This is a genomic window from Nostocoides japonicum T1-X7 (assembly GCF_001046855.1).
Lineage (GTDB): Bacteria > Actinomycetota > Actinomycetes > Actinomycetales > Dermatophilaceae > Nostocoides > Nostocoides japonicum.
Window position 1 is genome coordinate 1,538,199 of the sequence record NZ_HF570958.1, and the last position, 15,084, is coordinate 1,553,282.

Annotated in this window: 10 protein-coding genes; 4 read left to right on the forward strand and 6 right to left on the reverse strand. The window is 71.6% G+C overall.

Annotation, left to right across the window (positions count from 1 at the left end; all coding sequences use genetic code 11):
- On the forward strand, window positions 1-1,076 hold a 1,076-nt coding region (locus BN12_RS06955; protein ID WP_327152642.1), incomplete at its 5' end, for an LCP family protein.
- A gap of 12 nt (window positions 1,077-1,088) precedes the next feature.
- On the opposite strand, the gene BN12_RS06960 is transcribed toward BN12_RS06955, so the two are convergent.
- Together BN12_RS06960 and BN12_RS06965 are read right to left on the reverse strand one after the other, a co-directional pair.
- Window positions 1,089-4,742 (reverse strand): bifunctional glycosyltransferase/CDP-glycerol:glycerophosphate glycerophosphotransferase, encoded by a 3,654-nt coding sequence (locus tag BN12_RS06960; protein ID WP_162233062.1) that lies wholly within the window; start codon window positions 4,740-4,742, stop codon window positions 1,089-1,091.
- A 39-nt stretch (window positions 4,743-4,781) separates the two neighbouring features.
- Window positions 4,782-7,220 carry a glycosyltransferase gene (locus BN12_RS06965; protein WP_048551195.1) on the reverse strand — a complete coding sequence of 813 codons (2,439 nt, stop codon included), beginning with the start codon at window positions 7,218-7,220 and terminating at the stop codon, window positions 4,782-4,784.
- 238 nt (window positions 7,221-7,458) lie between these two features.
- On the opposite strand from BN12_RS06965, the gene BN12_RS06970 reads away from it, so the two are divergent.
- Entirely contained in the window at window positions 7,459-8,124 is a 666-nt protein-coding gene (locus tag BN12_RS06970) for a class I SAM-dependent methyltransferase (protein ID WP_048551197.1), read from the forward strand.
- A 1-nt stretch (window position 8,125) separates the two neighbouring features.
- Window positions 8,126-9,418: a hypothetical protein gene (locus BN12_RS06975; RefSeq protein ID WP_048551199.1), complete on the forward strand. Its 1,293-nt coding sequence runs from the start codon at window positions 8,126-8,128 to the stop codon at window positions 9,416-9,418.
- A 197-nt stretch (window positions 9,419-9,615) separates the two neighbouring features.
- Here BN12_RS06975 and BN12_RS06980 read toward each other — a convergent pair whose 3' ends face one another.
- The 4 genes from BN12_RS06980 to BN12_RS25045 all read right to left on the reverse strand — a co-directional run bounded on the left by BN12_RS06980 (window position 9,616) and on the right by BN12_RS25045 (window position 14,233).
- Entirely contained in the window at window positions 9,616-10,779 is a 1,164-nt protein-coding gene (locus BN12_RS06980; protein ID WP_048556078.1) for an acyl-CoA dehydrogenase family protein, read from the reverse strand.
- Window positions 10,780-11,015: 236 nt separating this feature from the next.
- Window positions 11,016-11,999, reverse strand: coding sequence for a selenide, water dikinase SelD (gene selD / locus BN12_RS06985; RefSeq protein WP_083454951.1), 984 nt, complete (start codon window positions 11,997-11,999; stop codon window positions 11,016-11,018).
- Between the two features lie 114 nt (window positions 12,000-12,113).
- Window positions 12,114-13,694 carry an LGFP repeat-containing protein gene (locus tag BN12_RS06990; RefSeq protein ID WP_048551203.1) on the reverse strand — a complete coding sequence of 527 codons (1,581 nt, stop codon included), beginning with the start codon at window positions 13,692-13,694 and terminating at the stop codon, window positions 12,114-12,116.
- Window positions 13,691-14,233: a hypothetical protein gene (locus BN12_RS25045; RefSeq protein ID WP_048551206.1), complete on the reverse strand. Its 543-nt coding sequence runs from the start codon at window positions 14,231-14,233 to the stop codon at window positions 13,691-13,693. Before BN12_RS25045 ends, BN12_RS06990 begins: the two co-directional genes overlap by 4 nt.
- Before the next feature lie 153 nt (window positions 14,234-14,386).
- Between BN12_RS25045 and BN12_RS25050 the strand changes: the two genes are divergently transcribed.
- Window positions 14,387-15,028: a class I SAM-dependent methyltransferase gene (locus BN12_RS25050; protein ID WP_048551208.1), complete on the forward strand. Its 642-nt coding sequence runs from the start codon at window positions 14,387-14,389 to the stop codon at window positions 15,026-15,028.
- Window positions 15,029-15,084 lie beyond the last annotated feature (56 nt).

Below are 15,084 nucleotides of genomic sequence, written 5' to 3' on the forward strand. Positions count from 1 at the left end.
GCCCCGCCGGCCCGGGGCGACCCGGCCCGGGTGGCGGCCAGGGGACGCGACCACCGGCGCGGACGGCTCCCCCGGCCCGCAGGCCCCCGAACTGGCGACGTCGCATACGCGTCCTCCTCGTCCTCGTCCTCGCGGTCCTCGTCGCCTGGGGCGCCTTCCTCGTGTGGGTCCCCATTCATGCCTGGAACAGCGTGACGCGGATCGACGCGGCACCCGCCGGTGATCGCCCGGCGCCCGGCAAGGGGCACAACTACCTGCTCGTCGGCTCCGACAGCCGCGACGGCCTCACCGCGGCGCAGCGCAAGGAGTACCGGACCGGCGGGGACGTCGGTCAGCGGACCGACTCGATCATCCTCGTCCACACGTCCTCCAGCGGGAAGTCGTCGCTCGTGTCGATCCCCCGCGACAGCTATGTGCCCATCCCGGGTCACTCGTCCAACAAGATCAACGCCGCCTACTCCCTCGGCGGGGCCAAGCTCCTCGTCCAGACCGTCGAGCAGGTGACCGACCTGCGCATCGACGGGGTCATGGAGATCGGCTTCGGCGGGTTCGCCGGCCTCGTCGACAGCGTCGGCGGGGTGTGGATCTGCGTGCCCTTCGACATGAACGACAAGGATGCGGGGATCAACCTGAAGAAGGGATGCCAGACCCTCGACGGCAAGAACGCCCTGGGATACGTCCGGGCCCGGCACTCCGACCCGCGTGGCGACATCGGTCGGGCGGCCCGGCAGCGGCAGTTCCTCGCGGCCCTCATGAAGAAGGTCGCGACGCCCTCGACCGTCCTCATCCCGACCCGCTACTACCACACGATGATGTCCATCGCGTCCGCCGTGCGGGTCAGTGACGACATGTCGATATCCGACGCCGTCCGCGTCATGAAGACCCTGCGGGGCACGAGCAGCGGCAACACCCTCAGCTTCACCGTGCCGCTGTCGACGTGGAACTACCCCACAGCCAATGCCGGCAGCGCCGTGAAGTGGGATACCGAGCTCGCCAAGCAGCTGTTCCGGGACCTGCGCGAGGACAAGGCCCTCACCGCGCCGCCCAAGGGCACCGACGGCCAGCCGACCGGCTGAGCGCGCGGCACGTCACCCGTCGAGGAACGCCTCGACGAACCGGGCGGCCGCCTTCCCGTCCTCGAGGGACGCGAAGCGCTCGCGGAACCTCGCATACGACGCGGCATGCTCGGCGCTCACCTCGTCGAGACGGGTGAGCGCCTCGATGACCTCCATCGTGTGGGTGAGCAGCGGCCCCGGAGCCTCGGCCTCGAAGTCGAAGTAGAAGCCGCGCAGGTCGTCCCGGTACGACTCGAGGTCGTAGGTGAAGAAGAGCATCGGGCGCCCGGTGTTGACGAAGTCGAACATGACCGACGAGTAGTCGGTGATGAGCACGTCGGACACGAGATAGAGGTCGCTGATGTCGGGGTAGCCGGACACGTTGCGGACGAAGCCCCCGAACCGGCCGGTGTCGATCTGGGCGGCCACGAGCTGATGCCCGCGCACGAGGACGATCGCCGAGTCGCCGAGCTCGCGGTGGAGCTGCTCGAGGTCGAGCTTGAGCGTCATCTGGTACCGGCCCGCCGCGTCGTACTGGTTGTCACGCCACGTCGGTGCGTAGAGGACGACCCGACGGCCGGGTGGCAGGTTCAGTCGGGCGCGCGTCGCCTCGGTCCGAGCCCGGCGCTCCTCGTCGTGGAAGAACACGTCGTTGCGGGGATAGCCGATCTCCAGGACCGGCCCGTCGTATCGGAAGGCACGGCGGAAGATCTCCGTCGAGTAGTGGTTCGGCGAGACGAGGCTGTCCCAGGTGTTCTTGTCCCGCTCGAACTGCACGAGGTACCTCGGGTTCGACATCTGGAGGTTCTCGATGTCGAACCCGATCCGTTTGAGCGGCGTCCCGTGCCAGGTCTGCCCGTATCGGGAGCCAGTCCGCTTGACGAAGCCGGGGCGCATCGAGTCGTTGGTCACGAGCCACCGGGCGCGGCCGAGCCGTCGGTAGTACTCACGACCGCCCGCGATGACCGTCTCGACGCCCTCGGGAACCTCGACGCCGTGGTCCTCCACGGCCCAGATCATCCGGCGGGTGTCTCCTCGGCGGACGAGCTCCTCGTGGATGGCCCGGGGGTTGTCGGCATACTGCCGGCCCTTCCAGGCCTCGAAGAGGATGACATCCTCCAGCGGCAGGCGCCGAGCGAGCCGGTAGTCGTACCGGCGGGCCCGCTCCCGGTGGAGCTTCCCGCGGTCGCTCCACGACCCGGCGCCGTCGACGGCCAGCCGGACCTCGTGCGCACCTGACGATCGCAGGAGCAGGCGGATCGGCGGGTAGTCGCCCGGCTCACCGAGGCGCTGCTCGGTGTCGCCGGACATCCGGAGAGGCAGCACGGGCCGCGCATCGTCGAGCCCCTCGACGACGAGCGACCATTCCCCTGGAGTGAGCCACCGCAGCACGGCCTCGCCGGGGCGGCCGTCTCGGGGAAGGAATGCGCTCCACCGCTCGCCGGACACGCTGAGCGGCAACGACCGGCGCTCCGCATGGTGGACGAGCTCGATCGTCCGTGCCGTGGAGCCCATCATGAGCCCCTCCAGGCGCAGCCCCTCGGGCTCCCACGCGAACGAGGTGACGAGGGGGCGGCAGGAGGTGTCGCGGATCGTCGCGCCGAAGAGACCACCCGCCTCGACGACGAGGAGACGTCCCCGGACGGTCGCCACGATCTCGGGGATCCCCGGGTCGAGCTCGAGCGGCAGCGCGAGAGGACCGTCCTTGCCATCGGGTCCGGCGAGCCGCAGGCCCGACGCGTCCGACAGCCGTGCGCGCTGCGCCGCCACGAGCTCGTCGATCGTCGCGTCGTCCACCGCCTCCCCCGAGTCGGGAACGACGACCCAGATCCGCACGAACCGATCGGCCACCGACTCGGCATGGACTCCCAGGCGCTCCAGGGGTATGCGTGCGCTCCACTCGCCGTCCGACTCGGTGACCGGAACCGTCGCACCCTCCATGGACTCGTCGGAGGACAGATAGAGCCGGGCGCCGCTGAGACTCGCGCGACCGATCGGACGCAGGCGGAGCACGAGGTCCTCGGCGCCGAACTCGGCGTCGGTGAGGACCGCAGGGGTCCGCCGGACGGCGATCCGCAGCCGCCGTCCCCGGTATGCCGGGATGGCGAGCTGGTCCTCGGCGACGAACGACCGTCGCGGGTGCCGGGCGCGGCTCAGCTCCGGGCGCTGGACGTCGGACCCGCGCTGCGCGATGGGGGTCGCGACCTGGGTCAGGACCTCGAACTCGGTCGCCGACTCACCGGGGGACAGCCGCAGGGCGGCGGCCGGGATGGTGGCGAGGAAGCCGGCACCGTCGTACGTCACGGCGGCCCCCGTCGTCTGCGCCGTGAGGTCCGGCCGGCGGACCCGCTTGGCGGGCACGGTGTGCCGCTGGCCGCTGCCCGCGCGGCGCAGCTGGATCCGGTGCAGGGAGGTGAGCGGGCCGTGGTCCGACACCCGGTGGATGAAGGCGTGCCCGTCGATCCTCAGGTCCCCGCCCTCCCACCAGACGTCGCGGATGCCGGTCGTGAGCGGCTGGGACCGCGACACCCGGTAGACGCTGTCGGGCACCCCTCGGGAGGAGTCCCGCAGGAAGGGCAGGTCGGCATACAGGTGGATCCCGTGCCGGACGAACCGGCCGCGGTGGGCCGGCACGCGGAGGAATTCGACGAGCTCGTGGAGCTCCTCCTCCATGCCGTGGGCGATGAGGTGGTACTGGAGCCTGCGCAGGGGGACGAGCTCGGCGACGACCCCCGGGTCGACTCCGCGGAGGTAGGCGCCGCACAGCTCGACGACCTTGTGGAAGAACTCCTCGTCCCCCGCGTGGAGCACATCGACGAAGAGGGGGATGTCGATGCGGAGCGCCTTGCGCTCGTGGAGTCGCTTGTCCTCGGGCGTCCCGGCGCCGTCCAGGAACCGGTCGACCGCCTCGACGGCCGCCATCCGGTCCTCGAGGTTCTTCACCTCGGCGCGCCGCTGGGTGATCGACTGCTCGGCGGTCTGCCGTTCCCGCCAGAGGTAGACCGGTTGGGTGATGACGTCGACCGACCGGGCGAGGAAGTGCGCGGGAAGGGTGAAGGGGATGTCCTCGTAGAACACGCCCTCGGGCGCTCGCAGGCCGTGCTCGAGGAGGAAGGCTCGGCGGAACACCTTGTTCCACGCAGTCGTGTCGTAGATGAGGTCGGTGGTCCGGCGGATGTGGGTCCGGACCCGGGTGCCGGTGATGGCGAGCCGGTGCAGAGGGGAGGGGAAGGTCTGGGCCCCGTCGAAGCGCAGCACGCCGCCGCTCACGATGTCGCTGCCGCTGCGGACGATCGTGCGCATCATGAGCTCGTAGGCGTCGGTGGGCACGAGGTCGTCGGAGTCGACGAACGCGATGTAGTCCCCGGTGCTCGCGTCGAAGCCGATGTTGCGGGCCCGGCCCAGCCCACCGTTGTCGACGTGCAGCACGGTCCAGTGGTCGCGGCCTGCGGCGAAGTCGTCGGCGAGCCGCCCCGATCCGTCCGTCGACCCGTCGTCGACGACGACGACCTCGATGGGGTCGTAGGTCTGCCCGGCGAGGGACTCGAGGCAGGCCAGCAGGTAGTCGCGGACGTTGTAGACCGGCACGACGACGCTGAGCAACGGCGCCTGTCCCTGCCCGAGGTCGACAGACGAACCGCGCTCGGAGTGGGTCGTGGGCTCCGGCGGTGTGGTTGCAGCAGGCACGGACAGTGAGTATGGCAAGGGAAGCGGTCCGCGGGTCACTCAGGCGCCGATCGCGCGCGCGAACTCCGCGAGGGCACTCTCGTTGTAGGCCATGGCGTCGAACGGCGGAGCCGGCACCTCACCGCGCAGGGCGGCGCGCATCCCGTCGGCCAGGGGCTCGACGTCGCATCCGACGATGAGGCCCTCGTCGTCCCCGAGGGCGCCGCGCACGGACCCGAAGGCCGTCGTGACGATGGGCAGGCCGAGGACCCGGGCCTCGAGGATGGTCATCGGCTGACCCTCGTAGTCGCTCGACAGGACGAACACGTCGCATCTCGCCATGACGCCCCAGGGATTGCGGACGAGGCCGGTCAAGGTGACCGCGTCGTCGAGGCCGAGCTCCGCGACGAGCGCCTCGACCTTCCCCCGCAGGGGTCCGTCGCCGACGATGACCAGGCGGGTCGTCGGAGACTCGGCATGGACGGCGGCGAACGCCCGGATGAGCCGCTCGTGGTTCTTCTCCGGCGAGATCCGCCCGACGCTGACGAACCGTCGGCCGCCGGGCGGAAGGGCGGGCAGCACGACGTCGTGCTCGCCGGCGCCGCGGACGACGCGCTCGGCGTCGATCGTGTTCCGCGCCGACACGTAGTGCTCCGGTGGAGCGAACTCGGCGAGCTTGCCGGCGTTGATGTCCCGCAGTGCGCTGCTCACGCTGACGAGGCGGTCGTAGAGCCGGTATGCCGTGAAGACGGCGCGGAGGGACCGCTCGTTGGCCCGCTGGCGGCCGTGCATCCGCATCCGGTCCGCCTCGAGGTCGTTGTGCAGCCAGACCGCCCGGGTGGTCGACCGGCCCTGGGCGAGGAGGAAGACCCAGAAGGGGGAGTAGCCGCTGTAGTCGACGATGTGGTCGAACGCCGCATCGCCGACGCATCGCCGCCACTCCTGCTCGAAGAAGACATCCATCCTGCGCATGCCTCGCGCCCCCATCGCCGTCCCTTGGGAGAGCAGCCGGCGGTAGTCGACCCACAGACCCATGCGTGGCGGTTGCCCGGCGATCCGCGGGATGCGGCGGATGTCGCCGGGGATGGCCCGCACGTTGGCGCGCTCGTCGTCGCTCTCCGGCTCGCGGTAGAACGCGGTGACGTCGAACCGGGAGCGGTCGATGTGGCGCAGGAGTCCGAGCCCGGCCGTCGTGATCCCGTTGGACCGCATCCCACCGAGGTAGAGGAGCATGGTCCGCCGGCCGTCGCGCGGCAGGGGCGCGACGGCATACCCGTCGTGCCGGCCCCGCAGGACGATGTCGACGACCCGCTCGGCGGCGTGTCCGTCGTCCTTGGGCGCGAATCGCCGGGCCGCGTCGCGCACGGCCTCCCCGTGGGTGACCACGGGGTCCCCCGGTCCTCCGGAGTGCGCCTGTCGCACGACGGCAGCCAGCTCCTCGACGGTCGTCACGACGGGACCGGGCAGCTCGGAGGGCGCGAGGTAGGTCCCCCGGTCGGCCCGGTAGCGGTCGTCGTCGGGGGTGAAGAAGACGACCGGGCGACCGAGCGGGAGATAGTCGAAGAAGATGCTGCTGTAGTCCGTGACGAGGACGTCCGCGAGGGCGAGAGCCGACCCCGTGGGGAGGGAGTCCGGGACGAGAAGTCCGCGCAGACCCGCTCTGCTCGCGGCCCCGGCCGCGAGCGTGTGGTGGATCTTGGCGAGGACGCAGTAGCCCTCTCCGAGGCGCGTGGACAGCTCCGCGACCTGGCTCTCGAGGTCCGCGAGGTCGTCCTCCGGCCGGGCGAACGACGCCCCGTGCCAGGTCGGCGCCACGAGGACGACCCGGGACCCCTCCGGGATCGAGACGCCACCAGCCGCGAGACGACGGGCCACCTCACCACCTGCCCCGTCGAGCCACTGCCGGTCCGTCCGCGGCCCACCCTCCTCGATGACCAGGGCCGGGCAGACGTTGTCGAGGCGGTAGCCCGACACGTACATCCGCTGGGTCATCCACGGGCTCCCGGAGAGGAGGTAGTCGCACATGAGGAAGTTGCGGACGACGTTCCGGGTGGCCACGCCGGGGTCGGGCTCGTCGTAGCCCATGACCTTCAGGGGCGTCCCGTGCCACGTGTTGAGGTAGACCTGTTCCGGGCGCTTGACGAACTGGGGCGGGAAGGTCGAGTTGTTGACGAGGACACCGGCGGTCGCGAGGACCCGGTCGTATGCCGCGGAGTCGCGGCGCACGAACCTCACCCGTGGGTGGCTGCCGAACTCGGCGAGGACGTCCGGATGCCGCTGCGGGTCGTCGAGCACCCACACGTGGCGCAGGTGGACGAGATCGGGGGCGGCGAGAGCCGCACGGAACACCGCCTCGGGGTGGCACGCCATCCCGTGCCCGAAGGAGGACTCGTAGAGGACGACGTCCCGCTCGACCGGCCGGCGCCGGTCGCGGGCGCGACGCTCGATCGCCGGAGCCCGACGCAAGGCCCTGGCAGCCTTGCGGATGACGTCCACCACGGCGGCCGTGCTCCTCTGGTGTGGGGGCCGAGATCCGGTCTCGGCCGTGACCCGCCACACCCTAGATGATCTGTATGACCGCTCTGTGTACGCGCTCGGCGGGGCTCCATCGGCCGGGGGCGAGGCGTCGCCACGACCCGCGGGTGTTCGGGCGGACCCCGTGTCGGCCGCGACACCTGGGGTAGATTCAGCACGCGCGGGCGCCGCCCATCCCCACCCGCGCGGGAGGAGATGTCGCGTGGCCGAGAACGACGTCGTGACCAGGAGCGTCGCCGAAGGACGCGAGGAGTACTGGGAGCACTGGTACGCCCGCAGGTCCTCGGCGGGTCAGGCGCGCCCCGTGCCCTCGCAGTTCGCGGCCTTCGTCGTCGGTGAGCTCGACGGGCCCCACGACATCGTGGAGCTCGGGTGCGGCGGCGGGAGGGACTCCCTCTTCTTCGCCTCGTACGGGCACCGGGTCGTCGGGGTCGACGCGTCCGCCGCGGCGGTCTCCTCGTGCGAGCAGCTCGCCGACGGCTTCGGCGTCGACGCGCGGTTCGTCCATGCCGCCGTCGACGATCCCGGGCTGCCCGATCGCGTCGGCGCTCCCCAGCATCCCCGGGCCGTCTACGCGCGCTTCTTCGTCCACGCCATCACCGACGAGGAGGAGGAGCGGTTCCTCGATCTCGCGGCGAGGCTCACGACCTCCGGCGATCTCCTCGCCGTGGAGTACCGGACCATCCGCGACCGGAGCGGCGAGAAGGAGACGGGTGCGCACTATCGCCGCTTCGTCCTCCCCGCTCGCTTCCAGTCCCGTGCCCTGGAGCGGGGTTTCGACGTCGAGTACGACGTCGAAGGGTTCGGTTTCGCGAAGTATCGCCACGACGACGCCTACGTGGCGCGGACGATCTTCCGGAGGCGGTGACGTGACGGACTCCGCCCGGCTCGAACCGCTCCGTCGGGTCGCCGAGGCGGCTGCGGATCGGTTCCCCGAGGTCGGACATCTCGGTCCGGGCGGTGTTCTCCACGTCGACGTGCCGCACTCCGCCGTGACCGCGGTGCGGCTCGAGGTTCCCGGCAACGAGTTCCTCCACGTCCAGACCATCGGGCTGCTCGGTGAGGGCGGCGTCGATCTGTCGGCCGGCGCACGGGTCGCCGTGTCCTCCTGGTACGGCCAGTACGAGGCCGCGTTCAGCACCGATCGCCTCTTCGACACGGAGCATCCCACCGGCACCGTCGTGCACACCGAGCGCGGCAACCCGGCCTGGCTCGAGATCACCTTCCCCCGACCCGTTCCCCTGCGGCGGATCGTCATCCGGAACGTGCCCATCCGCACCGCTCGCCGCCTGCGCGACCTGCGGGTGCTCGTCACGCGGAGGTGGCGCCGTCCCACCGTCGTGTTCGACGGAGGGCGTGCCTCCGCCGACCTCGAGCGGCTCACCGAGCCGCTCCGGTCGGACCCCGACGAGGCGGTCCGCGCACTGGTCCCGGTGCTCACCGCGGTCGTTCGAGGCGACTACAAGCAGGCCCGAACGGACCTGGACGGCGTCACCGACCTCGGGGCCGACACCCGCCGCGAGTTCGTCGACATCCTCAACACGACGCTCCTGCCGCGTCGACAGCTGTGGTGGACGACCCACGGGCCCACGCGCGCGTTCCGGTTCTGGTCGCCCGAGGAGCAGGTCCGCTACGTCCGCTCGGCCGCCGAGATCGCCGAGGCGCTCACCGGCCTCACGCCCAACGTCAGCCTCGGCTTCGGCTCGGTCCTCGCCGCCGTCCGGGACCACGCGCTCATCCCGCACGACGACGACCTGGACATCATCATCGGGTTCGAGCCGGAGGAGGCACGGACCCTGCAGGACGGTCTGGCTCTCGTGTCGGAGTTCCTCCAGGCCCGCGGATTCGTCGTGAAGGGGAACTTCTCGGCGCACCGGCACGTCTCACGGCCCAGGCGCAAGCATGTCGACGTGTTCGTCGGGCTCTTCGAGGGGGACGTCGTCTCGTGGTACCCGGGGCCGCGCGGCGGGCTCACCCGGGACGTCGTCTTCCCGACGACGACCATCGCGCTCCTCGGCGTGGACTGCCCGGTGCCGGCGCGTCCCGAGGCCTACCTCGAGGGGGTGTACGGGCCCGGTTGGCGCGTTCCCGACCCCGGGTTCGCGCATTCCTGGGACCGTGCGGCATACGCCGACATCAGCGGGAGTCCTGGCCCGGCCTGAGCGATGCGCCCGCGCGAGGGCCCGCGACGGTGGGCACCATGGCCGCCTCGTCGTGCGTCCGCGAGCAGTGCGTGAGCGCCGATGTCCTCGGCCTCGACCCTCGCCCGGGGTCTGTGCCACGCGGTGAGGGGGTACGCCCGTCACGCCGTGCGCGCGGCCGACTGCCGAGCCACGCCACGATGGCGGCCGCGAGCCGACTATCGCAGGAGCTGGCGGGCCATGACGAGGCGCTGGATCTGGTTGGTGCCTTCGTAGATCTGGGTGATCTTGGCGTCGCGCATCATCCGTTCGACGGGGAAGTCGCGCACGTAGCCGGCGCCGCCGAGGAGCTGGACGGCGTCGGTGGTGACCTTCATCGCGACGTCGGAGGCGAAGCACTTGGCGGCGGCGCCGAAGAAGGGCAGATCGGGCTCGCCGCGCTCGGACTTGGCCGCCGCGACGTAGACCAGCTGCCGGGCCGCCTCCAGCTGCATGGCCATGTCGGCGAGCATGAACTGCAGCCCCTGGAACTCGGCGATCGCCTTCCCGAACTGCTTGCGGTCCTTCACGTATGCGGTCGCGACGTCCAGCGCACCCTGGGCGATCCCGACCGCCTGCGCCCCGATGGTGACCCGGGTGTGGTCCAGCGTCGCCAACGCGATCTTCAACCCCTCCCCGACCGCCCCGACGACCCGGTCCCCCGGGATCCGGCACCGGTCGAAATGCAGCTCCCGGGTCGGGGACCCCTTGATCCCCAGCTTGCGCTCCTTCTCCCCGAAGGTGAACCCCGGGTCGGACCTCTCCACGACGAACGCCGTGACGTTCGACCCTCGCCGCCCGTCGGGGTCGGTCACCGCCAGCACCGTGTAGTAGTCCGACACCCCGGCGTTGGTGATCCACGACTTCTGGCCGGTCAGCACCCACCCGTCGCCGTCGGCGACCGCCCGACACCGCATCGAGGCCGTGTCCGAGCCCGCCTCCCGCTCCGACAACCCGTAGGAGAACGTCGACCGGCCCTCCGCGACCGGCGGCAGGTACCGCGCCTTCACCTCCTCGCTCGCGCCGATGATGAGCGGCATCGTGCCCAGCTTGTTGACGGCCGGGATCAGCGACGCCGACGCGTCGACCCGGGCCACCTCCTCGATGACGATGCACGTCGCCAGCGCGTCCGCCCCCACCCCGCCGTACTCCTCCGGGATGTGCGGGGCGAAGAAGTCGCTCGCCACGAGCGCGTCGTGCGCCTCCTGCGGGTACCTCGCCTGCTCGTCCACCTCCGCCGCATACGGCGCGATCTTGTCCCGCGCGATCTCCCGCACCGCTTCACGGACCGCCTCGTGGTCCTCGGACAGGCGATAGACGTCGAAATCGGGGTTCCCGCTCATGGTCCCCGATGTTACCCGCTGGTATGCCGACGCCTGGCCCGTCCTCTCCCCCCGGCTGACCTTCGCACGTGCCGAGCTGATGTCCTCGAACCGGCCACGGGACAGCAACAACTCGGCACGTGCAGAACCCGTCGTCGCACGTGCCGAGCTGATGTCCTCGAACCGGCCACGGGACAGCAACAACTCGGCACGTGCGGGGAACGCCGGCGAGGAGGAGCGTGCGGGGCCCGTCGGGGTCAGCGGACGACGATGCGGGGCGGGCCGGCCACCGTCTCGCCGATGACCGGATAGCCGGGGACCTCCCCGACGACGAGCAGTCCGCCGCTGGTCTGCGCGTCGGCGAGCACGAGGAGGTCCTCCTCGTCCACGCCCGGGCCGACGTCGAGGTCGTCACGTACCCATGCGAGGTTGCGTCGCGTCCCACCACTGACGAAGCCCTCGGCGACCGAGCCGCGGACGCCGTCGAGGACCGGGACGGCACCGACGTCGACGCGGGCACCGACCCCGGAGGCTCGGCACATGGTGAGGAGGTGTCCGAGGAGGCCGAAGCCGGTGACGTCGGTTGCCGCCACGACGCCGGCGGCGACGGCGGCGGCCGACGCGGCGGCGTTGAGGGTCGTCATCACGGCGACGGCGCAGGTGAAGACCTCCCCCGTCGCCTTGTGCCGTGAGTTGAGGATGCCCACACCGAGCGGTTTGGTCAGCGTGAGCGGCAGCCCGGGTCGGGCTGCGTCGTTGCGCAGCAGGCGCTCGGGGTCGACGAGACCGGTGACGGCCAGGCCGTAGAGCGGCTCCGGCGCGTCGATGCTGTGGCCGCCGCCGAGCGTTCCGCCCGCCGCCGCGACGACATCGGCGCCCCCGCGGAGCACCTCGCCGAGGACGTCGTCCGGCAGGATCGAGCGGGGCCAGCCGACGAGGTTGAGGGCGATCACCGGCCGGCCACCCATGGCATACACGTCGGAGAGGGCGTTCGTCGCCGCGACGCGGCCGAAGTCGTAGGGGTCGTCGACGACCGGGGCGAAGAAGTCCGTCGTGGAGACGACGGCGAGCCCGTCCGCGACACGCAGGACGGCGGCGTCGTCGCCCGTCCCGAGGCCGACGAGGAGGTCGGGCCCGGTCGTCGGACCCCGCAGCCCGGCGAGCACGCCCTGGAGCTCACCGGGAGGGATCTTGCAGGCGCAGCCGCCGCCCGCCGCGAACTGGGTCAACCGGACATCCACCGTCACACGCTAACGCCGAGCCCCCGTCGGCTGCCCGGCGGGCCACCTGTTCCCGACAGGCACGCACGTCGCGGCTCGACCGCGCGGCTGTCGTCTGTCCGCGACCCGAGGACCTCAGGCCGTGAGGGTGCCGCCCTCGAACCGGCAGCTCATCGTCCCGTCGGCCGCGGTCACGGTGTTCGCGAGGGGGTAGCCGTACGGGCCCGTCGCCCCACCCTCGGACTGCCACGCCGAGAGGATCCGCCCGACGACGGCATACGCCGCCTTGCCGGTGAGCGCCCACAGCTCGCCCTTCTGGAACGCCTGGCTCGTCCCTCGGGACCTGCTCGTCACGGCACCGGAGGGGAATCCGAGGATGCCCGTGTCCTCGCCGAGCGCGGAGTATGCGGTCCACATGACTCCGGCGACGACCTGCGTCGTCGTCGACGCGCTGTCGGTGATGCACCCCCGCTGGAACCGCTGGATCCACCGGGCGTCCGAACGCTGGACCAGCGGCCCGGTCGGATAGCCGAGGACGCCGGTCTCGCGCCCGTGCGACTGCCACAACGTCCAGCGGATGCCCCAGACGACCTGCGTCGTCGTCGCCGTACTGTCGACGATGCAGCCGTTCTGGAAGGCCTGGATCCAGGCGCCCGACCCGAGGTCGACGTATCCTGCCGTCGGATAGCCGAGCACGCCGTTCTCCCGCCCGTTCGCCTTCCAGACGGTCCACCGGTACCCCCATACGACCTGTGTCGTCGTCGAGGCGCTGTCGACGATGCATCCGCCCTCGAAGGGCTGCAGCCACCCACCGTCCTTCAGCCCGGTCGTCTTGTCCGCGGTGGGATAGCCCAGGACCCCCGAGGTGCCGCCGCTGCCGGCCCAGACGCCCCAGACGAAGGCGGTCACCGCCGACGCGGACGTGGTCGGCGTGTCGTAGATGAAGCCGTTCTGATACTTCACATAGGTGCCCCGCCGAATGCCGTCGTTGGGCACGCGCACGGGCCCGAGCGAGGCCCCGAGCCAGGAGGCGCGGTCGCCGAGGGCCTTGTAGTGCGAGGAGATCGGCCCCCACTGGGGCAGGTAGGGCGAGGAGTGTTCGGCGGTCCGGTCGTCGCTGAACGACGTCGTCGTGCACCTCTCCCACTGGTAGGGAGGGACGCAGCTGACGAGGCGGCAGTGCACGCCGCCGCTGCACGAGACCTGCGTGTTGCACTGGCCGTAGCGGAAGGCGTTGCAGCAGTTGAGGCGCTGGTCGCAGGTCGCCGTCGAGCCGTGCGAGCACGAGCAGCTCCAGCACCTGCTGTCGCAGATGTGGTCCGAGCACCCGCTCGTGCACTTCGAGCAGGTCGCGTTGCAGTCGACGATGTAGCGGTACCCTCCCCCGCACCACGACGAGCCGGCCGCCTTCCACCACCCGGCCGCGAAGCTGCCCGGCGGGCAGGTGTTGGCACCCTTGTTGACCGTCGCGCAGAAGATCGACCAGCCGCCGGACGGGGTGTTCCCCGGTCCGCAGATCGTGTCGTATGCCGCGACGGGCCGCAGGGCGTACGTGCGGGGGTTCGTCGCGAGCGCGGATCCGGCGACGGCCGCTCCGACGAGGACGTCGCGCCGGCTCACCGGCCGCATCCGTGCCGAGAGCCAGTGGACGAGGCGGCTCGCCCCCCGACCGCCGCTCGTCGCGGCCTCCAGGGCCCCGTCCGGCCGGGTGCTCATGGCATACCTCCCTCTCGCCGCATCGTCGCGGCGTCGGTGACGGAGACGGTCCGGACGACGGCGTCCGCCTTCGGCACGAGGGCCATCCGACGGGCGTGGCTGCCGATGACGGTGTAGAGGCAGAACGCGCGCCCGCCGACGCTGAAGAAGTGCTGGCTCGCGCTCATCCCCGGCAGGTGCCGCGGCATCCGGTTGCCGGCGAACTGCGACGGTGCGAGGCGGGGCACGCCCTGCGTGGCGAACAGTCCGTGATCGGCGGCCTCGGAGCCGTACTCGAGCAGGGCGACGAAGACGTCGTCGGGTCCGAGGACGTCGACGAGACCCCCGCCGAAGTCGCCGGTCGACGGCGGGATGGGGCGGGTGCAGGCCTGCAGGACCGGGTGCGGGACGCCGTCGACGGGCACGGAGGCCCTATCGCCGGTGGGTCCGACGCTCCGCACGCCCGCGCCGGCGCTCGGGCCGGGTCGCCGCCGGATCTGCAGGCTCCAGTCGCTCGGTGCCTGCGCCCGGATGCCGTATGCGTCGGCCCGTCTCGCCATGTCCGCTCACCCCTCCACCGGCGTCGCGTCCCATCGACCCTAGCGGACATCTGCGCAGGTCGGCGGCCCACGCGTCCGCGTCGTCGGGCCCTCTGGGCTCGACCTGACCGGTCGGCGGTCGCGATCCGCCCGCCCGGGGCTACCGTCGAGCATGTGCACGAACATCGGCGATTCGACGACGAGGCGGCGACCTGGGACGACGACCCCGGCCACGAGAGACGACAGGTCGCGGTGGCCAGGGCCATCGAGGAGGCCGTGGACCTCGGTCCCACGACGAGCGCCGTCGACATCGGCGGGGGCACCGGGCGGCTGAGCATCCTGCTCGCCGACCGGGTCGGCTCGGTGGTGGTCACCGACCCCTCCGCCGGCATGGTGCGGGTCGCGCGGGAGCGGATCGACACGGCCGGCCTCGGCGACCGACTGCGGGCCGTCCAAGCGGACCTGACGGTCGACCGGCTCGAGGGGACCTACGACGTGGCGTGGAGCTCCATGGCCCTGCACCACGTGCACGACCTCGACGGGCTGCTGCGCGCCGTGGCGGCGCTCCTGGCCGACGGTGGCCGGCTGGCCATCGCCGACCTTGACAAGGACCCCGACGGCGCCTTCCACGCCGACAAGACCGACTTCGACGGACACCACGGGTTCGACCGGCACCACCTCGCCGAGCAGCTGACCCGCGCCGGCTTCGCCGACATCCGCTTCCGCGACGCCACGACCATCCGCAAGGGCGACCGCGACTTCGGCCTCTTCCTGTGCACCGCCACCAAGAGGAACGAGCCGAGCGCACCTCGCTGAGCGGGACAAGGCCGCTCCGAACGCCCGACCGACGACCGACGACCGACGGACACCCA